Raw genomic sequence first — 26,632 nt, 5'->3', positions numbered from 1 at the left:
CCGGATCAGCGCTCGTCCAGCCAGCGACCGATGCTGGGCGGGATCAGCGCCTGGGCCTTGCCGCTGACATAGATGCCGATATGGCCGCCGGGGAAGGCCAACTCGCTGTAATCCGTGCTGCCGGTTTGGCCCTTGAGGGCCCGGGAGGCGTCCGGCGGCACCAGGTGATCCTGCTCGCCGTAGATGTTCAGCAGCGGGCAGGTGATCTTGTTCAGCTTCACCGGCTGCTCCCCCAGGATCACCTCCCCGCGGATCAGCCCGTTCTGCTGATAGAACTGCTTGATAAACTGACGGAAGGCCTCCCCCGCCTGGGCCGGGCTGTCGAAGATCCACTTCTCCATGCGCAGAAAATTCTCCACCTGCGCCTGATCCTCCAGGATATCAACCAGCTGCACGTACTTCTGTCCGGCCAGGGTGAAGGGTTTCAGCGCCAGGAAGGTCCAGTTGAGGAAGTCGCCGGGGATATTGCCCTGCACATCCACCAGCAGATCCACATCCAGGTGCCGTACCCAGGCGCTGAGCATGTTGTCCGGGGTCTGGAAATCGACCGGCGTCACCATGGTAATCAGGTTGCGCACCTTCGGCTGGTGCAGGGCGGTATAGCAGAGGCTCATGGTGCCGCCCTGGCAGATCCCCAGCAGATTGATCCGCTCAACCTGGTGGCGCTCCCGCAGCCGGTCGACACAGCGGTCGATATAACCGTTGATATAGTCGTCCAGGGTGAGAAAGCGGTCGGCGCCGTCCGGATAGCCCCAGTCGATCAGATAGACCGGCTGGCCGCTGGCCAGCAGGCCCTTGATGGTCGACCGGTCCTCCTGGAGATCGGCCATGTAGGGACGATTCACCAGCGCATAGACGATCAGCAGCGGCACCGGATTAGACCCTGGGTCGGAAACTGAGTCGGACACCGGGTTGGACGCTACGTCGGGCAGATAGCGGTAGAGGGTCAGCTTGTCCTCACGGTAGATCGCCTCGCGGGGCGAAACCCCGGTGGGAATCGCTTCGCTGGCAAGCCCCCCGGCAGTGCACAGGTGTTCGGCACCCGCCTGCAGTTTGCGGCTGTACTCGATCACTTCCGCGATCAGTTTTTCAGGCGGCAAATCGATGGGAGCCATGCTATTTTCCCGCCGCGGCCGGCCTTTTCCGGGGCCCGGCGCGTTTCTTTGCCGGGACCCGGCGCATGGACGCGACCTCGGCCTGCAGCGCGCGGAGGGCCTGACGATCCTGATGCGCCCGCTGCTCCTGGGCACGAAAATCCCGGGTGGTGGGCATGCCCAGCAGGGTGAAGGTCTCGTCCAGCATGTCGCGCAGCTGCTGCTTGAGCGCCATCTGGCTGTTGATCAACTCCCCGTAAAGTTCGACATACGCCGGTGTCATCACCTGCTCGGCATACTCCCCCTCGCAAACCGAGACCCAGAGATCATACAGCGCCCTGGCGGAATCGAGCGTCTCGCCCTGCCCGTCAAGCCTGGCGATCTCATCCTGCAGCCGGGCGATGGCCTGTTTGCCCAAGTCGACAAAAAACTGCTCGTAGGCCTGATGGGCCTTCTGAAATCGCAGCAGACGGGCAATCACCTCCCGCTGTTGCGCCTGGCTACGTTGCCCCAGACCGAGTCCCGGCAGGGCAGACAACCGCTGCAGATAATCAGCGGCGCCGTCGGTAACCGCCCCCGGCAGCGGACTCATGCTAGCGGTGATACCGGCGATGATCCCGCGCAGATCGCCAATGGTCTGCTGTGCCGCCGCCTGCCAGTCCGGGCCGCCCTCCGGTCGCTGCCGGGTTGCGGCAAACTGCTCGGCCAGCTGGAACAGCTGCCGGCCCTGGGCCAGCGTCTTCTCCAGCAATTCCTGAACCACCTGCGGTGCGGCCGGGGCCAGGCTCTGCCACCACTGATTGAGCGCCTGTTCCCAGGGGTTGAGCGCAGGTTCAGCCCCGGCGCCCCCCTGCCCGGCACGCGCCGACCACTCGGCCCAGTAGTTGCGCTGCGCCTCCAGCCAGTCATCGTTCAAGAAGTCACCTTCCCCCATCGGTCCTTAACTCTGCCGTCGTTATCACGCCGCATACTAGCATGCAAACCGGTGTAGTGCGGTGCAGCAATTTGCATTACACTGACTTGTGTATAGTAGAAATGGATACTCCGGGCGCCCACCGGCGCAACAATTAGGGGTGTGTCATCGCGGCCCCCCTGCACATGACAGCATATAGGTAATGCGTATGAGTGATAACATCGTAATCGTCGCGGCAGGCAGAACCGCAATCGGCAGCTTCTCCGGAGCCCTCGCCGGCATCCCGGCCAGCGAACTGGGCGCCAAGGTGATCGCCGGTCTTCTGGAACGCACCAAGCTCTCTCCCGAACAGATCGATGAGGTGATCCTGGGCCAGGTCCTGACCGCCGGCTGCGGACAGAATCCCGCACGCCAGGCCACCCTCGGCGCCGGCCTGCCGCAGGAGGTTCCCGCCATGACCATTAACAAGGTCTGCGGCAGCGGCCTGAAGGCGGTGCATCTGGCGATGCAGGCGGTGGCCTGTGGTGATGCGGAGATCGTGATCGCCGGCGGCCAGGAGAACATGAGTCTCTCCCCCCATGTGGTCCCGGGCTCCCGCAAGGGCCAGACCATGGGCGACTGGAAGCTGAAAGACAGCATGATCGTCGACGGGCTGTGGGACGCATTCAACCAGTACCACATGGGCGTCACGGCGGAGAATATCGCCAGCAAGTTCGAATTCAGCCGCGAGGCGCAGGACCAGTTTGCCGCCGCCTCGCAGCAGAAGGCGGAGGCCGCACAGAAGGCCAACCGGTTCCGCGACGAAATTATCCCGCTGGAGATCCCGCAGCGCAGGGGCGACCCGGTCATCTTCGACAGCGACGAGTTCCCGCGCCACGGCACCACGGCCGAGACCCTGGGCAAGCTGCGCCCGGCGTTCGACCGTGACGGCACGGTCACCGCCGGCAACGCCTCCGGCCTCAACGACGGCGCCGCCGCCGTAATCGTCATGAAAGAGAGCAAGGCACTGGAACTGGGGCTGACCCCGCTGGCCCGGATCAAGGCGTTCGCCGCCAGCGGCGTCGATCCCGCCATCATGGGCACCGGCCCCATCACCGCCACCACCAAGTGCCTGGAAAAGGCCGGCTGGTCGGTTGGCGACCTGGATCTGGTGGAGGCCAACGAGGCATTTGCCGCCCAGGCGATGTCGGTCAACAAGGAGCTGGGCTGGGACCTGGAGAAGATCAACGTCAACGGTGGCGCCATCGCCCTGGGCCATCCGATCGGCGCATCCGGTGCCCGAATCCTGGTCTCGCTGCTGCACGAGATGGCTAAACGTGACGCCAAGAAGGGACTGGCGACTCTCTGCGTCGGCGGCGGCATGGGTGTCGCCCTGGCCGTGGAACGCGACTAGGAGCCATCACGGGGCTGGTCCGGAAACTGTCGGATCGGCCCCGTCACCTCCCTCCCCCCGCAGCCGCAAAATCCGCCGGCTAACGGTGTATGACCGCGCCTGCCAGCATCCTCCCTCCGGCCCTTCGACCCGACAAATCCAAAGAGTTTTCCCTTTGCCAATATTCCCGGGTAAACTGTGGCCGCAGGTGGTAATTCAATCGAGGATCCAGCTCCATGTCCAACACCAGAATTATAAAAAAATATCCCAATCGTCGCCTCTACGATACGGAGCTCAGTCGCTACATCACACTGAGTGATATTCGGGAGTTGGTCATGAGTGGAATGGATTTCCAGGTGGTCGACACCAACACCAACGAGGACCTCACCCGCTCCATCCTGCTGCAAATCATGCTGGATGAGGAGTCCGGCGGAGCGCCGCTGTTCAGCGCCAAGATGCTGTCCCAGATCATCCGCTTCTACGGCGGCACGGTGCAGGGCATGCTGGCCCGCTACCTGGAGGAGAGCCTCTCCATGTTCGTGCAACAGCAGGAGCAGTTGAACAACACGGTTGGTACCGACCCGGTCAAGGCGATCACCAGCATGGCCGAACAGAACATGCGCATGTGGGCCGACATGCAGAAAAGCTTTTTCAAGGCCGCCGGCCTGGCTGGCGCCGCCAACAGAAAAAAAGAAGAAGAATAACCCCCCACCCGCCCCGGCACCGGCGTCCATCGAGCCACTTCGGGGCCGGATCCCAGCTGCGAGCGAACCAGCCGAATCGGGTTGTGCATCGCACAAATTTTTTTCGCTGACCTATTGACACACCGCCCCCGAGCCATTATGCTGCATTGCAATATTGTTGCAACGCACCATTGGTGGAGAACAACGCGCGATGAAAGATCCCAAGGCAAATCTTGAGCTGTTCAAAGAGTTCGGAATCAACGGCTACGAAAATATCCGTGCCCTGGCGGAAATCAACCTGCGCACCTGGGAACAACTGGTTGAGAAACAGCTGGATACCTTCGCGGTATTTGTAGACGCCGGCATCGAGCAGCTGTCCGTCACCGGCCACTCCAGCGATCCCAAGGCGTTGTTCGACAGCCAGTTGGCCCTGGGCAGGACCCTCGGCGAAAACCTTGCCGGCAAGGGCCGTGACGCGGTCAACCTCGCCACCCAGGCCGGCAACGAGTATCGCAGCTGGCTGGAAAACGGCATCAACACGTTTAACAGCAAAGTCACCGCAGCGGCCGAAGAGGTCCTGGAAAAGTAATGCATCGGCGGCACCCGCATACAGCGGGTGCAGCAAAGTCCCGACGGCCCGCAGCGGCCTTCAGGCAGAAATCCTCCTCTCTCTGAACAGTGCATAGAGAGATTTTACGCCCGGCACCCCGCCGGGCTTTTTTTTGTCCGGAGGGTAACTGCTCACGGGGTGATTGGCCTGCCTTGCCGGCCTCACACGATGGCTTGTTTCCTCGAATTCGGCCCCATTTTCAGCGCCTGCCCAAACTCGCTGCGCTCAAACAAGGGCAGGCTTGAATCTGAAAATAGGGCTGATTTCGAGGCGCCATCAAGATCGGCCAACAAGGCAGGCCGATCGCTTACAACCCGGGTGAGTAGTTACTCCAGGGATGGGTAGGGGCAACCCCCTGTGGTTGCCCTGGTCCCCGGGGGATCTGGAACAAAGGGCAGGCACGGGGGCCTGCCCCTACGGTTCGGCGCGGTAGGTGTTTCCGATACCCCAATAACCTAGTGGTTTACTTGGTATTGCTTTGATCTATCATCTTCCCCAAGCCCCCATATATAGGCGGGTCACACACGAATGGCAGTCCCGGACCGACAGATCGAGCCAACACTCCGGATGACTGGTAATTTTGGGAGGAGCAGTATGACAAAACCAATGCATGATACCCCGATGCTGGATCAGCTGGAGGGAGGTCCCTGGCCGAGCTTTGTTACCGGCCTGAAACGTCTGGCGAAAAACAGCGATATGATGGTCGATCTGCTGGGCCAGCTCGAAACTTCATATGAAACCCGCAAAGGCTACTGGAAAGGCGGCACCGTCGGCGTCATGGGTTATGGCGGCGGCATCATTCCCCGGTTCACCGAACTGAAGGATGAAAACAACAAGCCGCTGTTCCCAGCGGCGGCCGAATTCCACACCCTGCGCGTGATCCCCCCACCCGGCATGCACTACGACACCAAGACCATCCGCCACCTGTGCGACATCTGGGAGAAATACGGTTCCGGGCTGATCGCCTTCCATGGCCAGTCCGGGGACATCATGTTCCAGGGCTGTTCCACGGAGAATGTGCAGAAGGCCTTCGACGAGATCAACAAGGCGGGCTTCGACCTGGGCGGTGCCGGCCCGGCGGTACGCACCGGCATGTCCTGCGTGGGCGCCGCCCGTTGCGAACAGTCCTGCTACGACGAGGCCCGCGCGATGCGCACCTGTGTCAACGCCAACCTGGACGACATGCACCGCCCGGCCCTGCCCTACAAGCTGAAGTTCAAGGCCTCCGGCTGCGCCAACGACTGCATGAACTCGATCCAGCGCGCCGATGTGGCGATGATCGGCACCTGGCGTGACGACATCAAGGTGGATCAGGCCGAGGTGCAGGCGTTCGTCGCCAAGAAGGGACGCAAATACACCATCGACAATGTGATCACCCGCTGCCCGACCCAGGCCCTGTCCCTGAACGACGACGACACCCTGGTCGTGGACAATCCCAACTGCGTGCGCTGCATGCACTGCATCAACGTGATGACCAAGGCCCTCTCCCCGGGTGACGACAAGGGCGTGACCATCCTGGTGGGCGGCAAGCGCACCCTGAAGATCGGTGATCTGATGGGCACGGTGGTCGTGCCGTTCCACAAGCTGGAGAGCGACGAGGACTTCGAGTGGCTGGAGGAGCTGAGCACCAGCATCCTCGACTTCTTCGCCGAGAACGCCCTGGAGCACGAGCGCACCGGTGAGATGATCGAACGCATCGGCCTGATCAACTTCCTCGAGGGTCTCGGCCTGGAGATCGAGCCGGAGATGATCTCCCAGCCGCGTACCAATCCCTATGTCCGCACCGACGACTGGGATGAGCAGGCGGCGAAATGGAACGAGCGTAAGTCGGGCTCCGTATAAGCCGACCGGGGACCCGGACGCGCTTCGGCACGGTCCGGGTCCCCTGCCGAACACTCACCCGAGCAGATAATCCAGCAGCAGGCCGAAGAAGATCGTCATGCCGACACAGTTGTTGTTGCGGAAGGCGCTAAAACAGGCGGCCGGCTCGCGCCCGCGGATCAGCACCTGCTGGCGAACGAACAGCGCCGCCGCTACCGCAAGCCCCAGATAATAGGCCATCCCCAGCCCCTCCCGGGCACCCACCAGCACCAGCAGCGCCAGCATCGCCAGCTGCAGCAGGCCGATGATCAACCGGTCCTGGCGGCCAAACAGGATGGCGGTGGACTTGACCCCGATACGCAGATCATCCTCGCGGTCGACCATGGCGTACTCGGTGTCATAGATCAGCGCCCAGAGGATGGCGGCCGCATAGAGCACCCAGGCCACCGTCGGGATGTCGCCGAGCAGGGCCATGTAGGCCATCGGTACCGCCCAGCCGAAGGCCATGCCCAACACCAGTTGGGGCAGGTGGGTATAGCGTTTCATGAACGGATAGAGGGCCGCCAGCAGCACCGCCACCACCGACATCAGCACGGTCTGGCGGTTGAGCAGCAGCACCAGGCCGAAGGCGATCAGACAGAGCACGGCAAACACCCAGAGCGCCTCTTTCGGCGACACCACGCCGGTGGCGATCGGCCGGCCACAGGTGCGTTTCACCTGGCCGTCGATATGCCGGTCGGCGTAATCATTGATGGCGCAACCGGCGGAGCGCATCAGTGCCACACCGAGGATGAAGATCAGCACCACCCCCCAGCGCGGTTCACCGGCGCCGGCCAGCCACAGGGCCCAGAGCGCCGGCCACAGCAGCAGCAGGATGCCGATCGGCTTGTCCAGCCGGACCAGGCGAATATAGCCGTCCAGCTGTCGGCCCAAGGTGCGTGGCGTCGCAGCGGTGTTGAGGTCGGATGGCGAATGACTCATGTGGGACTCGCTGGAATATTGGGTAAAAACAGTTCATTCACCAGCAGCGGCTTTCCCGCCAGGTGAAACAGGGTACGCCGCCCCCAGATCTCCGCTACCGGCTGCAAGTGCGCGGTGGCGGAGGCGAACAGGGCATGCCGGGCGTTCAGCCGCGCCATCTGGGTAATCCCGCGCCGCATGCCCGGATCGGCGAACAGCACCTCGCCCAGCGGCCGCGTGCCCAGCAGCGCCAGCCGCCGGGCCGGCCCCTTCAGGCTAGGTGCCGGAATCAGGGTGCGGGCGAATACCCAGGGGACGCCGCCGCAGATCAGTTCCACTTCGCGCAGGATGGCGATCCCACCCCGGCGCATGCCCAGCAGGCGACGTTCGCTGTCCAGCGGTCGCGCCCACCCCTGTCGCAGCAGATTGACCCGGAAGTCCCCGTGCGAGGCGCTCTTCAGGCGCGCCGTCAATGAGCCACGATCGCGCAACCACTGCTCGATCTCCGGGGGCACCTGGTGATGCCGAAACCGGCACCAGGGGCTCCAGTGAGGTTCGCACCTGCTGTATTGATGCTTCAAGAACGACTTCCGCTGACTGCAAATAGGTCATTATCACCGATTTTTTTCCCCGATTCCCCTATAAATGCAAATGGCCGCGCTCATGCACCATAGCGCGGGCCGTGCCCGCCGACGACGCCCACGGGGCGCCCTATGACGGTTTTTTTGGGTAGGATGCTGGTGAGCTTGCGAACCGCATCGATCCGGAAGCCGGTAAATGATGCGGTTCGTGCCTCACCGGCATCCTACACCCCCCTGAAAATCAGGCGGAACGGCATCAGGACCCTGGGCGTTTACCGCACTGTCACCTCAGGCGTTGATGTAGTGCTGGCGGTCGCCGACCCAGCGCCGCACCAGCGGGGTGACCCGCTCCGGATAGCGCTCCAGGAGCAGCTGGGCGGCCTGCTGCACCTCCGCCAACAGGGGCTGATCCCGCAGCAGATCGGCAATGCGGAACTGCATCTCGCCGGTCTGCCGGGTACCCAGCACCTCACCGGGGCCGCGCAGCTCCAGGTCCTTCTGGGCGATCTCGAAGCCGTCGGTGGAGGCGCGCATCACGCCAAGCCGCTGCTGGGCATTCTGTGACAGCGGCGGGTGGTACATCAGCACGCAGTGGCTCTCCACCGCGCCGCGGCCGACCCGGCCGCGCAGCTGATGCAGCTGGGCCAGGCCGAGCCGCTCGGGGTTCTCGATAATCATCAGGCTGGCATTGGGCACGTCCACCCCGACCTCGATCACGGTGGTGGCCACCAGCAGGTCCAGCCCGGCCTCCTTGAAGGCCGCCATTACCGCCTCCTTCTCGGCCGCCTTGAGCCGCCCGTGCACCAGGCCGACGCGCAGCTCCGGCAGCGCCTCCTGGAGCATGCGCGCCGCCTCCTCGGCCGCCTGGCACTGCAACGCCTCCGACTCCTCGATCAGGGTGCAGACCCAGTAGGCCTGACGCCCCGCCACACAGGCGCTGCGCACCCGCTCCACCACCTCGCCACGGCGGCTGTCCGGGATCGCCACCGTGGCCACCGGGGTGCGCCCCGGCGGCAGCTCGTCGATCACCGAGAGATCCAGATCGGCATAGGCGGTCATCGCCAGGGTACGGGGGATCGGCGTGGCGGTCATGATCAGTTGATGGGGCACCGCGCTGCCGCCGCCCTTCTCGCGCAACGCCATTCGCTGGTGCACGCCGAAGCGGTGCTGCTCATCGATAATCACCAGGCCCAGCGCCTGGAAATCGACATCCGCCTGAAACAGGGCATGGGTACCCACGACAATCGGGGTGCTCCCGGCGACCAGCCCCTCCAGCAGCTGCTCGCGCGCCTTGCCCTTGTGGCGCCCGGTGAGCCAGGCCACGTCCAGCCCCAGCGGTTCGAGCCACTGCCGCAGCACCCGCAGGTGCTGCTCCGCCAGCAGCTCGGTGGGCGCCATCAGCGCCACCTGGTGCCCCGCCTCCACCGCCTGCAGGGCCGCCAACGCCGCCACCACGGTCTTGCCCGAGCCCACATCCCCCTGCACCAGGCGTAGCATCGGGTGGGTCTGCTCCAGGTCACGGGCGATCTCCCGCAGCACCCGCCGCTGGGCCCCGGTCAGGGTGAAGCCGAGCCGCTCGATAAAAGGCCGGGTCAGCCGCCGGGTAGCGGTCAGGGCCGGTGCCTGCTGACGTTTCTGGCGCTGGCGGGTCGCCCGCAGGCTAAGCTGGTGCGCCATCAGCTCCTCGAAGGCGAGACGCTGCTGGGCCGGATGAGCGCCGGCCAGCAGCTGCGCCTGGGGGGCGTCCGCCGGCGGCCGGTGCAGGTAACCCAGGGCGGCGGCCAGATCGGGCAGGCGAAAGCGCTGCAGCAACTCCTCCGGCAGCCACTCCGGCAGGGCGGCGGGATCGGCCCGCAACAGGGCCAGCGCCCGCCCCGCCATGGCGCGCCAGCTGAGCTGGTGCATCCCCTCGGTGGTGGGGTAGACCGGGGTCAGACTCTCCTCCACCGCCGGACTCTCCCCTTCCCCGACAGGTTGATACTCGGGATGGACCATCTCATAGCCGGCGGGACCGGGGCGCACCTCGCCATAACAGCGCAGCCGGCGACCGCGGCTCAGCGCCGCCTTCTGGGCGGTGGAGAAATGAAAGAAGCGCAGGGTCAGGGCGCCGCTGCCGTCGGTCAGCCGGATCAACAGCGAGCGGCGACGCCCGAAGCGGATATCCGCCAGTTCGATCTCGCCCTCCACCACCACGCTGTCGCCAGGACGCAGCGAGCCGATCGGCACCACCCGGGTGCGATCCTGATAGCGGAACGGCAGGTGAAAGAGGATGTCCTGAACGGTCCTGACGCCGATCTTGGCCAGTTTCTCGCTGTTGCGTGAACCGACCCCCTTGAGGGCGGTTACCGGCAGCTGGTCCAATCCTGGAACCCCAGCGTGATTGTTCAAAGCCCCCCCTTCCGGCATCCGTCGCATCCCTCTTGATGAATATGGCAATCATGGCCAGCGGCGCTTCCCTGTGCCACGCTTAACCTGACAAACATGACAAGACCGGCAGCTAATCAATTGGGTGATAATATTACCAGATAAATCCACATGGAAAACCTAGAGAGAACAAATAGAGGAGACCGGCCATGTCCGTACTGTTGGAGTTTGCCATGTTCCCGACCGACAAGGGGGAGAGTGTGGGCGCCTATGTGAGCCAGATAATCGGCATGATCCGTGACAGCGGCAGTGACTACCAGCTGACCCCCATGGGCACCATTATCGAGACCGATACCCTGCCCGAGGCGCTGGCCCTGGTGGAGGCGGCCTACCGGATACTGGAAAGGGCCGGCTGCGCGCGGGTCTACTCCACCCTGACGCTGGATATCCGCCAGGGCAGCGGCAACCGCATGCAGGGCAAGCTGGATTCGGTGCGCGAGAAGATCGGCGAGGTGCGCAGCTGAGCCGCCAGACGACCCGGGAGAAGCGATGATCCTGAATGCCTCGAATCAACCGCCAAGAACGCAAGGTACGCAAAGAGATACAATGGTTACCTACATTTCCGTCCTCAGGTCCGTAAACGGTGCATTGCATCCTCGGCTCCGTTATCGGGACATCCCTGTACCACTCCTCCGGTCTAACCCGGCAGGTGAAGGAGCGGGCAAATACAAGTCGATTTTTTCCTTCGGGTTCTTTGCGTCCTTAGCGGTAAAAGAGAGGTTTTCGGGATGATCCATCAAGCAATACTGCAGATTCAGTGCAACGGCAGGGGCACCTACAACATCACCCGGGAGGTGGAGCGGGTGGTGAGTGATTCCGGCATCAGTACCGGCCTGTGCCATGTCTATACCCACCATACCAGCGCCTCGCTCACCCTGTGCGAGAACGCCGATCCGGCGGTGCGCCGCGATCTGGAGCAGTTCATGGCGCGGCTGGTACCGGATGGCGACCCGGCCTACGAACACACGCTGGAGGGGCCCGATGACATGCCGGCCCATATCCGTTCGATCCTGACCAACATGGACCTGACCCTGCCGGTCACCGCCGGGCACTGCGCCCGGGGCACCTGGCAGGGGCTCTACCTGTGGGAACATCGAACCGCGCCGCAGCGCCGCCAAATCACCGTCACGGTGCAGGGGGAGTAGCCGTAGCGGGCAGGTGTCAGCCGCCGCTCGAGAGCACTATCACCGCATCCATCTCCACGTCCGCCCCCTTGGGCAACTGGGCCACGCCGATGGCCGCCCGCGCCGGGTAGGGCTGGGCGAAGTACTCCGCCATAACGCTGTTCACCAGGGGGAAGTGCACCAGGTCGGTAAGAAAGATATTCAGTTTGACTACATCCCGGAGTTCGCCGCCGGCCGCCCGGGCCACCGCCTGCAGATTATCGAAGACGCGACGGATCTGCGCCTCCATATCGCCCGTCACCATCTCCATGGTCTCCGGCACCAGGGGAATCTGTCCGGAGAGATAGACCGTGGTCCCGACCTTGACCGCCTGGGAATAGGTGCCGATCGCCTGCGGTGCCAGGTCGGTTCGAATGATCTCTTTTTCCATTGCTGTTTGCCCTCTGTCTATTCAACCGACGCGGTGAATGCGCAGCACCGTCTTCAACTGGCGCAGACGGCGCATGATATTGGCCAGGTGGATGCGGCTATCCACCGCCACCACGAAATGGAGCGTGGAGGTGAGACCGTCCCGCTCCTCCATATTGACGTTCTTGATGTTGGAGCCCATCTCCGAGATGGCCGAGGCCACGGACGCCAGGGCGCCCCGCTTGTTGCCCACATCCACCTTGATCTCGGTGGTGAAATCGCCCACCGGCTCCTTCTCCCAGTTCACATCCAGCCAGCTGTCGCTCTTGCGGAAATCGCCGAGATTGCGGCACTCATGCCGGTGCACCACGATACCCTTGCCGGGATTGAAAATGGCGACGATTTCGTCTCCCGGCAACGGCCGGCAGCACTTGGCGAACCGCACCACCATGCCTTCGGTACCGGTAATCGCCAGCGGCGCCGAACCGGCCTGGGGCGGCATCTCTTCCCGGGGGATTTCACTGTCGGAATCGGTCAGCCGGCGTGCCACCAACAGCGGCATGCGGTTACCCAGGCCGATCTCCTCCAGTAACGCCTCCTTGCTGGTCAGATGGAAATCCTCCAGCAGACGGCCGAGCCGTGCCTCCGGAATCTCATCAATGGTGAGATTGTGCTGCGCCAGATCCTTGTTCACCAGCCGCCGCCCCAGGGTGACCGCCTCCTGATGGCGCAGGTTCTTCAGGTAGCCGCGGATATTGGCCCGTGCCTTGCCCGTTACCACGAAGTTGAGCCAGGCGGCACTGGGGTTGGCCGAGTCGGAGGTGATGATCTCCACCGTCTGGCCGCTGTACAGGCGGGTACGCAGCGGCACCATGTGCCGGTCGACCCGGGCCGCCACTGTGTGGTTGCCCACGTCGGAGTGCACCGCGTAGGCGAAATCGATCACCGTAGCCCCTTTGGCCAGCACCATGATCTTGCCGCGCGGGGTGAAGACATAGACCTCGTCCGGGAACAGGTCCACCTTCACGTGTTCCAGGAACTCCATGGAGTCGCCCGCGTCCTTCTGCAGCTCCAGCAGATTCTTCAGCCAACTGGAGGCATCGGCGTGGGCCTTGCCGCTCTGGTTGTCGCTGGACTTGTAGAGCCAGTGCGCGGCGATGCCCGATTCCGCCATGCGGTCCATCTCCACGGTGCGGATCTGGATCTCGATCGGCAGGCCGTGGGGCCCGAACAGCAGGGTGTGCAGCGACTGATAACCGTTCGCCTTGGGGATGGCGATGTAGTCCTTGAAGCGTCCGGGGACCGGCTTGTAGAGGTTGTGCACCACCCCCAGCACCCGGTAGCAGGTGTCCAGGCGGTCGACGATGATGCGGAAGGCGTAGACGTCCACCACTTCGGAGAAGGAGAGCTTTTTGTCGCGCATCTTGGTGTAGATGCTGTAGAGGTGCTTCTCCCTGCCACGCACCACACCGACGATCCCATCCTGCTCCAGGCGGCCGACCAGCGCGGCATCGATGTTGGCCATCACCTCCTTGCGGTTACCCCGGGCGGCGCGCACCGCCTCTTTCAGGGCGCGGTAGCGCATCGGCCAGTAGGCGGCGAAACAGAGCTCCTCCAGCTCGGTACGCAACCGGTAGATACCCAGCCGATGGGCGATCGGGGCATAGATCTCCAGGGTCTCGCGGGCGATCCGCCGGCACTTCTCCGGGCGCATCACCTCCAGGGTTCGCATGTTGTGCAGCCGGTCGGCCAGCTTGATCAGGATAATGCGGATATCCTGGGTCATGGCCAGCAGCATCTTGCGGAAACTGGCGGCCTGGGCCTCGGCCTTGGAGGGGAAATTGATCTGGTTCAGCTTGCTGACGCCGTCCACCAGGGCGGCCACCTCTTCACCGAATTCGGCTACCAGCTTGGCCATGGTGACCGGGGTGTCCTCCAGTACATCATGCATGATGGCGGCCATGAGACAGCGGTGGTCGAGGCGGATATCGGCCAGGATCCGGGCCACGGCCAGGGGGTGGTAGATGTAAGGCTCGCCACTGAGGCGCTTCTGCCCCTCGTGCGCCTCGGCGCTGAAGACATAGGCACGGTAGACTTCACGAATCTGCTCGACACTCAGATAGGATTCGAGATAGACGCAGAGATCGCTGATCAGGAAGCGCGGTTTGTTATTCGATTCAGAAGGTTGGACACCGGCCGGACTGCTCATACGATAAACCGGTCGAAGGCTGCGCCACAGACCAACGCAGCCTCGGCAAGATACGGGCTGATTATTTCTATTGAGAGACCTCGGGTACCCATTCCTTATCTGGCAAAGGCCTGCTCATCCACCAGGCCATCCGAACCGAAGTTGTCTTCCAGGGCGCTCATGTCCACTTCGGATTGGGATTTGGGGGCCACCAGATGATCGTCCACCAGGCCGGCGGCGATCTCGCGCAGGGCCACGACGGTCGGCTTGTCATTCTCCCAGGCCAGCAGCGGCGCCACGCCATGGCTCAACTGGCGTGCGCGCTTGGTCGCCAGCAACACCAGGTCAAAACGGTTATCCACATGCTCAAGGCAATCTTCAACTGTAACGCGGGCCATGTTCAATACACTCCGAAGGTCCAATCCCCGGATACGCTGTCCCCGGGGAAGAAAATAGTACAATCACGCCGGCCGTCACGACCGGAACATTTAATAGTATAACAATGCCCGCGTGCGCACCAGCCAGCCGGAGCAGCAATTCCAAGTATGGCTTTCAATAGCCGTTTAGTTATCCCGGCCCCGACTGGCAAGGAACCCCGGATGGACAGGGATCCACACAGATGGGAGATCGGAATTCTGAATCCGTGTTTATTTGTGTGAATCCGTGGTTCTCCAGGGTCCCGCCAAATTTAGCATGGCTGTAGTCGGAATGGTGATTCAGGCCAGCAACGAGCGCAGCCGCTCCTGCAGCCGTTGCGCCTGTACCGACTGGCGCAGCCGCTGCGCCGTGATGATCGCCCGCAGCTCGCCCAGGGCCTGGTCGAACAGGTCGTTGACCACGATGTAGTCGTATTCGGGATAGTGCGACATCTCTTCCCTCGCCTCGCCCAGGCGTCGCTGGATCACCGCCTCGCTGTCCTGCCCCCGGCTGCCCAGCCGCTGGCGTAGTGCCTCCGGGGTGGGCGGCAGGATGAACACCGAGACCGCCGCCGGGAACCGCTCGCGGACCTGCCGCGCGCCCTGCCAGTCGATCTCCAGGATTACGTCATTGCCGCGCTCCATCTGCTCGCGGATACCAGCCTCGGAAGTACCGTAAAAATTGCCGAACACCTCGGCATGCTCCAGAAATGCACCCGCCTCGATCATCCGGTTAAAGGCATCGCTATCCACGAAATGGTAGTCCACGGCATCGCTCTCGCCCGGTCTTCGGGGACGGGTGGTGTGGGAGATGGAGACCCGCACACGTTCCTCGGTCTCCACCAGTGCCTTCAGCAGGCTGGTCTTACCCGCCCCCGACGGGGCGGACACTATAAACAGGGTACCTGTAGTCATGTTGTTTCCGCTTTTCCTTCCGTTCTCTGACGGTACATGGCGCGTCGCGACTCCCCGGCCCGCCCGCCCTCCGGGCAAGCGACGGACATGGCAACGCCCTGTACCTATTCTATATTCTGGATCTGCTCGCGCATCTGCTCGATCAGCACCTTCAGCTCCACCGACACCCGGGTCATCTCCACGTCATTGGATTTGGAGCCCAGGGTGTTGGCCTCCCGGTTCAGCTCCTGCATCAGGAAATCCAGCCGCCGTCCCACCGGCTCGTCCCGGGCGAGTACCGCCTCCACCTCATCCAGATGGGTCTGCAGGCGGTCCATCTCCTCATCCACATCGAGCCGCTGGGTCAGCAGTACCATCTCCTGTTCGATGCGCCCCTCATCCAGCTCGGTCGTCAGTTCGGCCAGCCGGGCTCGCAGCCGGTCACGCAGCGACACCAGCAGCTGCGGCATCAGCTGCTTCACCTTGGTCACCTCCTCGCGCATCGCCCCGCAACGCTGGCTGATCAGCTCCGCCAGGCGACCACCCTCGCGCCGGCGCGAGTCGATCAGGCCATCGAGGGTCTCATCCAGCAGCTCCGCCGCCTTTTGATGCACTGGCGTCAGATCCACCTCCTCGGTCTCCAGCACCCCGGGCCAGCGCAGGATCTCCATGGCCCGGGGGGGCACCGACTCATGCAGCAGACGTCCGACTTCACCGGCCGCATCGATGATCTGCTGGGCGAAGCGTTGATTCACCGCCACCCCGGCGGTGGCACTCTTCGACGGCACGAAACGGAACAGGCAGTCCACCTTGCCACGCCCCAGTCGGGCCGCCACCCGCTCCCTGACCAGCGGTTCCAGGGCGCGCAACTCTTCCGGCAGCCGCACAAACAGCTCCAGGTAGCGGTGGTTGACCGAGCGGAGTTCGCATACCAGTTCACCCAGCTCGTCGCGGCTCTCTCTTCTTGAAAATGAGGTCATACTGCAGATCATGTGCGCACCTGTTATTTATACTTGGAAGAGTACTGCGTATCATCATGACAACGCAGGCAGTGATCTACCCGCCGATCGACCGGACTGCCGAGATCCTCACGGCCGTTGACGGTGTTAGGTGTATCATAATGCGCATTCGTACAGAGTGCATCCGGAGCCGATTATTTCTTCACCCGCGGAACAGAACAGGGACAGCCTACCATCCGGTACCGTCATTGACTGTTACTCGATCATCAAACTGATCGGGAGCGGCGGCTTCAGCCTGATTTATCTGGCCGAGGACGAGGACACCCAGGACCATGTGGTGATCAAGGAGTACCTGCCGAAGAAGCTGGCGGTGCGGGATCCGGCCGGCCGGGTGCAGGTGAGCGGCGAGAAACAGTGCGACGCCTTCCACAACGGGCGCAAGCTCTTCTACCTGGAGGCCAAGGCGCTGGCCACCCTGCGCCACCCCAATATCGTCAATGTCCGCACCTTCTTCCTGGCCAACAACACCGCCTACCTGGTGATGGACTATGAGCATGGCAAAAACCTGGGCAGCTATGTAAAAAAGCGCAATGGCGGACTCAGCACCACCTTTCTGCTGACGGTCTTCCCGGCGGTGCTGGACGCCCTGAACCTGATCCACTCCGAGGGACAACTGCACCTGGACATCAAACCCAGCAATATCCACCTGCGGCCGGGCGGCAATCCCCTGCTGCTGGACTTTGGCGCCGTGCACCAGTTCGCCACCACGCGCAGCCGGCAATCCTCCCAGGTGGTGACTCCCGGGTTCGCCCCGGTCGAGCAGTACTACTCCTCCGGTTACGTCGGCCCGTGGAGCGACGTCTACGCCATCGGCGCCACCATGCGCTCCTGCATCGAGGGCAAACCGCCGCCCTCGGCCATCGAACGGCACGCGCAGGATTCCATGAAACCGGTCGCCAGTCTGTACCGGAAACAGTACCCCGCCTACCTGCTGGATGTGATCGACTGGGCGATGGAGGTGGACCCCCTGCTAAGACCGCAGAATGCCGGTGTCATGCTGGAGGCACTGACCCAGGAACGGGGGCGCCCGGCCAACAACCCCCAGACACCACCGGCGACAACCGACGATTTGCTCAAGGAGAACCCCCCTGAATGAGTATACAACCCGGTGAATCCGCCTTCAGCAGCCTGATAGGCGACCGCAAGATCAATCAGGACCGCTGTATCCGGGTGACCGACGGTGGCAGCGTCCTGCTGGGGCTGGGTGATGGCATGGGCGGCCATCCACGGGGTGAGGCGGCGGCGCAGGTGTTGATCGATACCTGCCAGAGCTATTTCAACCGGATCCCCCACCCAATCCTCAATCCCAGCAGCTTTCTCACCCGCCTGCTGCACAAGGCGCATGAAAATATCGTTGCCTTCGGTTATGAACAGCAGCCGGCCATCGATCCGCGCACCACGGCGGTGGCCTGCCTGGTGCAGAAGAGTGTGGCCCACTGGGCACATGCCGGCGACAGCCGGCTCTATCTGCTGCGGGAGCGCCGGGTACTCTCCAAGACCATTGACCACTCCTATGTCGAACGGCTGAAACAGCAGGGGGTGATCACCGCCAAACAGCAGAAGAACCATCCCCAGCGCAACTATGTCACCCGCTGCCTGGGCGGTGCGCTGGCCTCCCCGGACATCACCCTGGGCAAACACAAGCTGGAGGCCGGGGATATCCTGCTGCTGTGCAGCGACGGACTCTGGGGGAGCATCAGCGAAGAGGAACTGCTGAACACCCTGTTCAGTACGCTGCCGCTGTCGGACGCGGTCCGCAAGCTGGCCGAACAGGCGGCCCACAATGCCTTTCCGGACAGTGATAACATCACCCTGCTCGCCCTGCGGATGCAGCAGGGGGACCAAGACAAGCTGGACGAGACCCGGAGCGAACAGCCGGAGCCCGCGGAAGAGAGCAACCTGGCCCGGGCCATTGCCGAGCTGCAGAACGCCATCAACAATTTTGAAACCGAAATCAAGCAGGAGAAAGAATGAGACCCAGTGGCCGCACCCCCGAGCAGATGCGCTCCGTCCGCATTACCCGACACTTCACCAAGCATGCGGAGGGATCGGTACTGATCTCGTTCGGCGATACCCAGGTTATTTGCACCGCCTCGGTCGAGGAGCGCGTACCGCCCTTCCTCAAGGGCAGCGGCCAGGGCTGGGTGACCGCCGAATACGGCATGCTGCCCCGCTCCACCGACAGCCGCATGGCACGGGAGGCAAGCCGGGGCAAACAGGGCGGCCGCACCCTGGAAATCCAGCGGCTGATCGGCCGCAGCCTGCGCGCGGTGACCGACCTTCAGGCCCTGGGCGAACGCACCATCACCCTGGACTGCGACGTCATTCAGGCGGACGGCGGCACCCGCACGGCCTCCATCTCGGGCGCCTATGTGGCGCTGTGCGATGCCGTCGCCAAGCTGCGGGAGTCCGGCAAACTCGCCAGCGATCCGATTCACGGCCAGCTCGCCTCGGTCTCGGTCGGCATCTATCGGGGGGTACCGGTACTGGACCTCGATTATGCCGAGGACTCCCAGGCGGAGACCGACATGAACGTGGTGATGAACGAGGCCGGGGCCTTTATCGAGGTCCAGGGGACGGCGGAAGGACACGCCTTTCACCTGCAGGAGCTGAATGCCATGTTGGCGCTGGCGGATGGCGGCATCCGCGAGATCATGGCGCTGCAGCGGCAGGCGTTGGAGGGATAGCGCATCGGGCGGTGGATTCATTCATAGCGTGTAGGATGGGTGCAGGCGCGGCACCCTTGTGACGGCTGTTCGCGGCGGTCGAGCGCGCCGTAACCCATCTGCGGATGCAGATGCGCGATGGGTTGCGCGCCGGAGAGGGAGCCAGCAGCGAGTTCATCGGGACGCTCCACCCATCCTTCGCCCTAAAACTACAACCCGTAGGATGCGGTGAGTAATACGAACCGCATCGGTCCAGCGGCCAGCCAATGATGCGGTTCGCAAGCTCACCAGCATCCTACAGCCCCCATGTGGAGTTTCGGGTGGGTCAGGCACTCGTCTCCGGCGCAACAGCCGGCTTGCTGCAGACCCGGTTACGCCCGTTATCCTTGGCCCGATAGAGCGCCCGGTCGGCCCGCTGCATGGCCGCCTCGATCGACGCCTCGCCGCCGGCAATCTCGCTGAGCCCGATGCTGATGGTGACTTTGATCTCGTCCTCACCAACCTGGATGCGCAGATTTTCGATGGCCGTCCTCACCCGCTCCGCCGTGGCGCCGGCGGACGGCTGGTCGGTGGCGGGCAATAGCACGGCGAACTCCTCTCCGCCGATGCGGCCCAGGATATCCTCTTCGCGCAGCGCCGAGACGATGGCCTGGGCGACAAACTTCAGTACCCGGTCACCGGCGGGATGGCCATAGTTGTCGTTCACCTGCTTGAAGTAATCCACATCCAGCAGCATCACCGACAACTCGCCCTGATGGCGCAACAGCCGCGCCACCTCCATTTTGGCCCGTTTCATGAATTCACGGCGGTTGATCACGCCGGTCAGGGAGTCGATGCTGGCCAGCCGCTTATACTCCTCCCCCTCCGCCGTGCTGCGCTTCAATGCCAGGACATGCCGACTGACCGTCAGCGGCCCCAGCTGCTCGCCCAGGCTCAACATATCGGCCCGGATCAGCTTGCGCCGAAATGTCTCATAGGCCAGCACCATATCCCCCAGTTCGTCCCGGCGCTTGGCAAACGGTATGCGCAACGACTTGTCGCCCGCGGTCAACGCCCGCATCCCTTCGGTCAGGCTGAGGATGGGCAGGCGGATCGACCGGGCCAGCTGCAGCGCCACGTAACCGATCAGCAGCACCATGGCGCCGCCGCCAAACACCGTCATCATGAAGACGGCCGTGGAGAGACTGCGCTGCCGCTTCATCTCCTCCAGCAATTGACTGAGCATCTGCTGCTGGAACGCATTGATCAGGTTGATGCGCTGGGTGGCCACCTTGAACCAGGTGAAGCTGTCCACCGAGACCTTGCCGTCGCCACTGCCGGCCTCCAGGGCGTGGTCACTGAGCCGCTTATAGGCAATGACCGCCTCCGTTGAGTAATGGGCACGCCAGCGCAGCCACTGGCGCTCCGAGAGGAAGGAGTGAAACTGCCGCTCCAGCGTCCCCTGCTCCGAGGTCAGCGCGACCAGTTGCCGATATTCATCCCGGGTGAATTGCCCCCTGCCGAATGCCCCGGAGACCACCGCCCGCTCACGCCCGCCCATCTCCGCATACTGGAGCAGCAGGGCATTGGCCTGAAACAACTCGGAGGCGCTGTGAAGGCGGGAGAAAATGGCTATCTGGTTGGTCAGTCCGGTCAGTTCGGAGATCAGCCCGGTAAAGCCGTCGAAGCTCTCCCGGGGAGCTATCTGCCGCTGGTCGATGCGGTCACGGTAACGGGCCAGGACCTCCAGGCGGACCACCACCTTGGCCGCCAGATTACCGATCCGCTCCAGCCGGCCCACCAGCTTCCGCGACTCCAAGTCCGAGCGAAACAGCGCCAGTTCACCATCGCTGTGCCGGCGCTGCAGCCGCAGGGCGATCCCGAACGCCCGATCTTCACTGGTCAGAAAACCGGCGCTGAGGCCACGCTCCTTCTGCAGCTCATGGACGAGACCACCGACCCGCTGACTGAAATTGGCCAACCGCGCCACATCGCTGGCGCCGACCGCCGCCTGCCAGGACTGGACCATGATCATTCCGGCAAACACCAGCATCGGCAGCAGGGAGATGACCACCAGCATCTCGAGGCCGCGCACGAAGGAGACCTTCTGGAACTTGACCACCAGATATTCCGCCAGGGAGTGATTCTTCAGCTCCCGCTCCGCCAGCAGCGGCGCCAGGTCCAGGTCCTGATCGATAATATGGTTAATCAGCAACTTGACCAGGGACTCGGTCATATCGATCAGGGAGCTCCCCAGATCGTCTGGCCGCAGCTGGTTCCTGGCCTCGATGATGGCCGAGCGGAAGTCACTGTGCTCGCGCCGTTGCTCTTCCCTGGAGTCCGCCCCGGCGGAGAGGCTGAGCATCTCCTCATGGCGGCTGTGCTCGACGGCCAGTTGCTCCAGCTCATCCAGAATCCGATGCACCTGTTCCGCATCCGGCGATTCGTCGATCAGGTCAATGAGCCGATTGAGCAGCGCGATGAATTGCTTGTGCTCCCCGTCCAGCTCGGGGTCACCAATACTCAGCCCTTCATCCCAATGGATTTTCTTCATAACACATCAATCAGGCAACCATTCCGCCCGCCGGTCTGAACCGGACATGTCGGCGAATCGCATTCAACCCCACCCGCATCCATCAGATAGGAGCAACGCGCGCTCCCGGCACCCCGGTTTGTGAACCGGATCACTATTTAATATCGGTCACATTAGCGGTTTCTTAAGGAGTGATGACGCATTTATGAATATTTTGTTATCCGTTTGGTGCCCAGGCAATCCTCCCGAGGCCTGCGGTAACAGTGGCTCCCGGGTCGCGGAGGTTGGTCCCGGACGGGCCGGCGAACCGGCGGCCCGGGTTTCAAAGGCCCCTGAGGCAGTCCCCCACCACATTGACCAAGCGGTCTATCTCCTCCCGTTCCATGGTCATGGCCGGTCCGAACTGGAGGGTGTCGCCGCCATAACGCACATAGACCCCGCGCTCCCAGCAGCGCATGGCGATCTCCCAGGGACGACGCGCCGGCTCCCCTTTATGGGGGGCGATCTGTAGCGCCCCGGCCAGGCCGTAATTACGAATGTCGGTTACGTGGGGGAAGCCCTTCAGGCTGTGCAGGCCGGCCTCGAAATAGGGTGCCAGTTCACGTGCGCGCTCCGTCAACCGCTCCCGTTCGAACAGCTCCAGAGCGGCCAACCCGGCCGCGCAGGCCAGCGGGTGGGCGGAATAGGTGTAGCCGTGGGGGAACTCCACCAGATAGCCGGGACCGCCCTGTTCCATGAAGGTCTGGTAGATCTCACCGCGGGCCAGCGTCGCCCCCATCGGCACCACCCCGTTGGTCAGTCCCTTGGCCAGGGTCATGATGTCCGGTACCACACCAAAGGCATCCGCGGCGAAGGCATGCCCGGTGCGGCCGAAGCCGGTGATCACCTCATCGAAGATCAGCAGGATAGCGTGCCGATCACAGATCTCCCGCAGTCGCTGCAGATAGCCCTCGGGCGGCACGATGACGCCGGCCGACCCGGCCACCGGCTCGACCACCACGGCGGCGATATTGGAGGCATCGTGCAGCGCCACCAGCTCCTCCAGTTGATCGGCCAGACCCACACCATGGGCCGGCACGCCACGACTGAAGGCGTTCTCCTCCAGCAGGGTGTGGGAGAGATGATCCGCATCCAGGAGGGTGCCGAACAGCTTGCGGTTCGGCCCGATCCCGCCCACGCTGACACCGCCAAAATTGACTCCATGATAGCCCTTGGCGCGGCCGATCAGCTTGTTCTTGCCCGGCATCCCCTTGAGACGCCAGTAGGCACGCGCCATCTTCAGCGCGGTCTCCACCGCCTCGGAGCCGGAGTTGGAGAAGAACACATAATCCAGCCCGTCCGGCGTCAACTGCTTGAGGCGGTTGGCCAGCTCGAACGAGAGCGGGTGGCCGAACTGGAAGCCGGGCGAGTAGTCCATGCGCCCCAACTGGGCGATGATTGCCTCGGCAATTTCCGGCAGGTTATGCCCGGCGCCGCAGCACCAGAGGCCGGACACCCCGTCGAGGATCCGCCGCCCGTCGGCGCTGCGGTAATAGTTGCCCTCGGCGGCCACCAGCATCCGGGGGTTCTGTTTGAAATCGCGGTTGCCGGTAAACGGCATCCAGTGCGCCTCCAGCGCCTCGCGGCTCAGATCGGCGTTCAGTCGGGTATCGATATCGGACATAGGTCAATCCTTGTTCCATGGGTGAAATTTGTCATAACCAGATCGTTGCAAAAATCGACCTGCAGGAGGCCCGCCCCCGGGCCGAAATCGCGGCGGGGCGCCGCTCCTACGGGTGCAATTCTGGACTTCACCAGCGGTACATTCCAGGAAACCATGCAACATGTCTATCTCATCCGGCAGATAACGGGGTGAAACAAATCATTGGTTCCTGATTAATGCAACTGTTGGGTTAGCCGTCGGGCTCCGTCAGCATCAGTATGGCAGATTCAGGGAGTCTTTCGGACTCAACCAACATAGCGAGGGAATGAAACGGCAGACGGCAAAAAACCCGGCCGGGCCGGGTTTTTGTTCAGCACGGTGACGCGCGGCTAATCGGAGGACTGGTAACCGATCCTGAACCCGCCCCAGTGCCGGCCGGCGATGTAGATCGGGATAGTCAGATCGTGCATCACCTCCCCGGTGTCCCGTTTGTAGGTCTGCAGCAGGAACGGCTTGGTGGAACTGGCGCAACGGGCACCGGTGCGGTCATTAAAGATCCGCTTGGTCCGGTTGGCCAGCAGGTCCTTGTCGTAGTCGCCGCTGAGCGCCTGTGAATAACGTTTGTTATGGGTGGGAAAATAGCCGTTGTTGTCCACCGCGCCGGCATAGGCCATAAAACTGTGACGGGACAGGATCGGCTCCTGGATCGACGGGAAATTGGTGTCGGTGAAGCCATCAAACTGGGACTTGTACTTCTGCGGGTTGGTCCCGGCAATGGGCTGGTAATTGCGGTCAAAAAGCTGATCCAGGCTCAACTGCCCCTGCGCCAGCGCCTTTTCAAACAGCTGGCTGATCGCCGCCACCGCGGCACACCCCTCGGCGTAAGCGACGCCGTGCTCATCTTGCAGTCCGGCATCACCCAGCAGTTCGTAAATCGCCTCGGCCATCTCTGACAATTCCAGGGATTGGCCGGCCACCGAATCCACCTTATCCGAGGAGTCGTTCAGGGTCTGGGTAAATACCTCCAGCGAATGGTTGATCTGCGCCTGGTGCTCGCGGTTCTGCGCCGAACGCTCCGCCGCGGAGATCACCCTCGACTCCACCTCCCGGGCGTGCTCCAGGATCTCCAGCAGCTGGGTATCCACCTTCTCGGTGCGCAGCCGGCTCTCCTGCACCTCATCCACCAGGGCGCGCATGGTGTTGCCGGCATTACCCGTCTCTGTGTTGATCCGCTGTACCATCTGGCCGATCTCGGTGGTGGCCTTGGAGGTGCGCGTGGCGAGATTGCGCACCTCCTCGGCGACCACGGCAAATCCGCGCCCCTGCTCGCCCGCCCGGGCCGCTTCGATAGCCGCGTTCAGGGCCAGCAGATTGGTCTGGTCGGCGATCTCGCTGATCACCTTGGTGATCTGGGAGATCTGGCCGGCGCCCTCCTCGAGCTTGGCGATCAGCTCGGCCGCCTCGCGGGCATGGCTGCCGGTATTGCGCATCTGCTCGGCCGCCTCCCCGATCGCCTCCTGGCCGATATAGCTGGCGCGCCGGGTCTGGCGGGAGAGCTCTTTCAGGGTTTCGGAATTGGTCACCGCTTGTTCGATATTGTGGGAGATCTGGCCGGTCGCGTCGGTAATATTGCGAATATGCTCGATCTGATCGTCGATACGCCGCTTCAACACATCCGCGGCGTAGGAGACCTCGGCCCCGGCAATGGCAATCTTGCCGCTGCGCTTGACCACACCGATACCGCAGCTGTAATACTCCCGCAACGTCTCCGCTACCGCCTTCAGTTCTGTCCCGCCGACACCCTCTCCCAGTGCCGATAACCGGCGGTTCTGTTCCGCATCCAGGTCGCCCCGGGTCTCCACCAGGCAGTGGATCAGGCCGACATTGCGTAGCAGGGGTTTTAATAGCAGGTAATAGGCCGGGAGCAGCGCCGCCGTCAGCGAAACCACCACCACAACCGCCATTACCGCTGCATTACCGAGTCCCAGATATCCGCCGAGGAGTGCCGTTACCGCCCCGGCCGCCAGAGCCGCCAGGACAATCACCAGGGCCATCGGGCGGGTCGTTTTGTAGAGTGTATTCATAGCGTTCATAATCTAAATGTATGCCGACATAAAAATCATATCGACTGGATTGCGGTCAACTTTAATCCATACACACTAGAGTGTGGCTTCGCATCCGGGACAGATCCGCGAAAGTTGCCCAGCCAAAACCCGCCTCCAGGCGGCGTGAAATCAGGGGACAATAGATCTGGATCAAATCCGATAGAATATTATTTGGGTAACATAAGCTGTATTGATAGGCCCGCATCTCTCCCACTCGACCGGGTAGGGACAGATTACTTGGGGCTCGCGCAAGAAAATTTTGCAGTACCGGGGGCGTCGCCGGGTTACTCTGGGCGCCACGCCGGCAAGGCACGCTTTGCAGGCAATGGCCGCTCCCTTGGCAAAAAGCGTAACGCCGCCAGCGGGGCCCAATGGCGACCGAATACCGAAGCTTATTTTTGCGCGAGCCCTTTAACCACCGACGCCCTGAACCGGGCAGGAGAACCAGGGGAACAGATGATGATTTCACACACCCTTCGCACGACCGTCATGGGAGTCACCGTAGCACTCCTCTCCACTTATGCCATCGAATCCAATGCCTGGCGCAAGGATATCGAGACCTCCGGCCCGATCGAAAACACCACCTGCAAGTTTGAGCCGCAGGCGCAGTGCTCATGGGCGGTGCGGATCGGCGCCCAGATACCCGGGGTGGATATGCACGAAGCCTCCATGGCCTCCATGCGGCTGGATAACGCCAATCTGCAGGGGGCCAATCTCTCCCGCGCCATTCTACACCTGGCCAATCTGCAGGGCGCCAACCTGATGTTGAGCAATCTGGAGCATGCCGCCCTGCATGCGGTCAACCTGCAGGGTGCCAACCTGATGCTGGCGAACCTGAAGGGGGCCAACTTCCTTGACGCGGACCTGAGTGGGGCCAATCTGCGGGGAGCCAACATGGAGGGCGCCATCCTGATCGCCGCCAAGCTGGACAATGCCACCTGGACCGACGGCCGGGTCTGCGCGGTCGGCTCCAAGGGCGAGTGCCTGTAACGCCAGGTCGTTGAAACACCAAAGGCCTTGCCCGTCGGCAAGGCCTTTTTTGACACCCCATCAAGCTCCGGGTTGCATAAAGCCGCCACGACCGGATGATGGTGGATGCGCAAGCTTATCCACCCTACATTCAGGGCATAGTTGGAGGGACGTGGTGCTACAGGTGGTAGTTTTGTAGGGTGGATAAGCCGCCAGGCGCACCCACCAAAT

The 26,632-nt window shown here is 62.9% G+C and carries 23 protein-coding genes; 10 read left to right on the top strand and 13 right to left on the bottom strand.

Going from position 1 to position 26,632, the window contains the following annotated elements; genetic code table 11:
* Positions 1-5 precede the first annotated feature (5 nt).
* On the bottom strand, positions 6-1,115 hold the full coding sequence (locus NPX02_RS06910) for a class III poly(R)-hydroxyalkanoic acid synthase subunit PhaC (protein ID WP_260292732.1): 1,110 nt from the start codon (positions 1,113-1,115) through the stop codon (positions 6-8).
* A 1-nt stretch (position 1,116) separates the two neighbouring features.
* The gene (locus NPX02_RS06905) at positions 1,117-2,010 is read right to left on the bottom strand and encodes a poly(R)-hydroxyalkanoic acid synthase subunit PhaE (RefSeq protein WP_260292731.1); all 894 of its coding nucleotides are present in this window, start codon (positions 2,008-2,010) and stop codon (positions 1,117-1,119) included.
* A gap of 205 nt (positions 2,011-2,215) precedes the next feature.
* Here NPX02_RS06905 and NPX02_RS06900 point away from each other — a divergent pair, with 205 nt between their 5' ends.
* From NPX02_RS06900 to dsrA, 4 genes are all read left to right on the top strand, one after another.
* Entirely contained in the window at positions 2,216-3,400 is a 1,185-nt protein-coding gene (locus tag NPX02_RS06900) for an acetyl-CoA C-acetyltransferase (protein WP_260292730.1), read from the top strand.
* Between the two features lie 215 nt (positions 3,401-3,615).
* Positions 3,616-4,083 (top strand): polyhydroxyalkanoate synthesis repressor PhaR, encoded by a 468-nt coding sequence (phaR, locus tag NPX02_RS06895; protein WP_260292729.1) that lies wholly within the window; start codon positions 3,616-3,618, stop codon positions 4,081-4,083.
* 190 nt (positions 4,084-4,273) lie between these two features.
* Positions 4,274-4,651, top strand: a complete 378-nt coding sequence (locus NPX02_RS06890) for a phasin family protein (protein ID WP_260292728.1) — start codon at positions 4,274-4,276, stop codon at positions 4,649-4,651.
* A 615-nt stretch (positions 4,652-5,266) separates the two neighbouring features.
* Positions 5,267-6,514 (top strand): dissimilatory-type sulfite reductase subunit alpha, encoded by a 1,248-nt coding sequence (gene dsrA, locus NPX02_RS06885; protein WP_260292727.1) that lies wholly within the window; start codon positions 5,267-5,269, stop codon positions 6,512-6,514.
* Positions 6,515-6,568: 54 nt separating this feature from the next.
* Here dsrA and ubiA read toward each other — a convergent pair whose 3' ends face one another.
* From ubiA to recG, 3 genes are all read right to left on the bottom strand, one after another.
* On the bottom strand, positions 6,569-7,474 hold the full coding sequence (gene ubiA, locus NPX02_RS06880) for a 4-hydroxybenzoate octaprenyltransferase (RefSeq protein WP_260292726.1): 906 nt from the start codon (positions 7,472-7,474) through the stop codon (positions 6,569-6,571).
* Positions 7,471-7,968, bottom strand: a complete 498-nt coding sequence (locus NPX02_RS06875) for a chorismate--pyruvate lyase family protein (RefSeq protein ID WP_260292725.1) — start codon at positions 7,966-7,968, stop codon at positions 7,471-7,473. Before NPX02_RS06875 ends, ubiA begins: the two co-directional genes overlap by 4 nt.
* 354 nt (positions 7,969-8,322) lie before the next feature.
* Positions 8,323-10,440, bottom strand: coding sequence for an ATP-dependent DNA helicase RecG (recG, locus tag NPX02_RS06870; RefSeq protein WP_418067322.1), 2,118 nt, complete (start codon positions 10,438-10,440; stop codon positions 8,323-8,325).
* 167 nt (positions 10,441-10,607) lie between these two features.
* Here recG and NPX02_RS06865 point away from each other — a divergent pair, with 167 nt between their 5' ends.
* Positions 10,608-10,922, top strand: a complete 315-nt coding sequence (locus NPX02_RS06865; protein ID WP_260292722.1) for an MTH1187 family thiamine-binding protein — start codon at positions 10,608-10,610, stop codon at positions 10,920-10,922.
* A 264-nt stretch (positions 10,923-11,186) separates the two neighbouring features.
* Positions 11,187-11,603, top strand: a complete 417-nt coding sequence (locus NPX02_RS06860) for a secondary thiamine-phosphate synthase enzyme YjbQ (protein WP_260292721.1) — start codon at positions 11,187-11,189, stop codon at positions 11,601-11,603.
* A 16-nt stretch (positions 11,604-11,619) separates the two neighbouring features.
* On the opposite strand, the gene NPX02_RS06855 is transcribed toward NPX02_RS06860, so the two are convergent.
* From NPX02_RS06855 to NPX02_RS06835, 5 genes are all read right to left on the bottom strand, one after another.
* On the bottom strand, positions 11,620-12,012 hold the full coding sequence (locus tag NPX02_RS06855) for a RidA family protein (protein ID WP_260292720.1): 393 nt from the start codon (positions 12,010-12,012) through the stop codon (positions 11,620-11,622).
* Positions 12,013-12,033: 21 nt separating this feature from the next.
* Positions 12,034-14,199: a bifunctional GTP diphosphokinase/guanosine-3',5'-bis pyrophosphate 3'-pyrophosphohydrolase gene (spoT, locus tag NPX02_RS06850; protein ID WP_260292719.1), complete on the bottom strand. Its 2,166-nt coding sequence runs from the start codon at positions 14,197-14,199 to the stop codon at positions 12,034-12,036.
* A 95-nt stretch (positions 14,200-14,294) separates the two neighbouring features.
* Complete coding sequence (gene rpoZ, locus NPX02_RS06845; RefSeq protein ID WP_260292718.1) at positions 14,295-14,576, bottom strand: DNA-directed RNA polymerase subunit omega; 282 nt, start codon at positions 14,574-14,576, stop codon at positions 14,295-14,297.
* 318 nt (positions 14,577-14,894) lie between these two features.
* Entirely contained in the window at positions 14,895-15,509 is a 615-nt protein-coding gene (gene gmk / locus NPX02_RS06840; protein ID WP_260292717.1) for a guanylate kinase, read from the bottom strand.
* A gap of 104 nt (positions 15,510-15,613) precedes the next feature.
* Positions 15,614-16,468, bottom strand: a complete 855-nt coding sequence (locus NPX02_RS06835; protein ID WP_260292714.1) for a YicC/YloC family endoribonuclease — start codon at positions 16,466-16,468, stop codon at positions 15,614-15,616.
* Between the two features lie 157 nt (positions 16,469-16,625).
* Here NPX02_RS06835 and NPX02_RS06830 point away from each other — a divergent pair, with 157 nt between their 5' ends.
* The 3 genes from NPX02_RS06830 to rph are packed head-to-tail and all read left to right on the top strand — an operon-like array spanning position 16,626 to position 19,194.
* Positions 16,626-17,603 carry a serine/threonine protein kinase gene (locus tag NPX02_RS06830; protein WP_260292713.1) on the top strand — a complete coding sequence of 326 codons (978 nt, stop codon included), beginning with the start codon at positions 16,626-16,628 and terminating at the stop codon, positions 17,601-17,603.
* Complete coding sequence (locus NPX02_RS06825; protein WP_260292712.1) at positions 17,600-18,481, top strand: PP2C family protein-serine/threonine phosphatase; 882 nt, start codon at positions 17,600-17,602, stop codon at positions 18,479-18,481. Before NPX02_RS06830 ends, NPX02_RS06825 begins: the two co-directional genes overlap by 4 nt.
* On the top strand, positions 18,478-19,194 hold the full coding sequence (gene rph / locus NPX02_RS06820) for a ribonuclease PH (protein ID WP_260292711.1): 717 nt from the start codon (positions 18,478-18,480) through the stop codon (positions 19,192-19,194). The genes NPX02_RS06825 and rph overlap by 4 nt, the downstream gene beginning before the upstream one ends.
* 304 nt (positions 19,195-19,498) lie before the next feature.
* On the opposite strand, the gene NPX02_RS06815 is transcribed toward rph, so the two are convergent.
* The 3 genes from NPX02_RS06815 to NPX02_RS06805 all read right to left on the bottom strand — a co-directional run bounded on the left by NPX02_RS06815 (position 19,499) and on the right by NPX02_RS06805 (position 25,411).
* Entirely contained in the window at positions 19,499-21,706 is a 2,208-nt protein-coding gene (locus NPX02_RS06815) for a diguanylate cyclase (protein ID WP_260292710.1), read from the bottom strand.
* 301 nt (positions 21,707-22,007) lie between these two features.
* On the bottom strand, positions 22,008-23,348 hold the full coding sequence (gene aptA, locus NPX02_RS06810; protein WP_260292709.1) for an omega-aminotransferase AptA: 1,341 nt from the start codon (positions 23,346-23,348) through the stop codon (positions 22,008-22,010).
* Positions 23,349-23,716: 368 nt separating this feature from the next.
* Complete coding sequence (locus tag NPX02_RS06805) at positions 23,717-25,411, bottom strand: methyl-accepting chemotaxis protein (protein ID WP_260292708.1); 1,695 nt, start codon at positions 25,409-25,411, stop codon at positions 23,717-23,719.
* A gap of 477 nt (positions 25,412-25,888) precedes the next feature.
* Here NPX02_RS06805 and NPX02_RS06800 point away from each other — a divergent pair, with 477 nt between their 5' ends.
* Positions 25,889-26,422 (top strand): pentapeptide repeat-containing protein, encoded by a 534-nt coding sequence (locus tag NPX02_RS06800; RefSeq protein ID WP_260292707.1) that lies wholly within the window; start codon positions 25,889-25,891, stop codon positions 26,420-26,422.
* Positions 26,423-26,632 lie beyond the last annotated feature (210 nt).

The sequence above is a fragment of the Sedimenticola hydrogenitrophicus genome, from assembly GCF_025175675.1.
Lineage (GTDB): Bacteria > Pseudomonadota > Gammaproteobacteria > Chromatiales > Chromatiaceae > Sedimenticola > Sedimenticola hydrogenitrophicus.
This window is presented reverse-complemented; position numbering and strand designations above follow the sequence as displayed.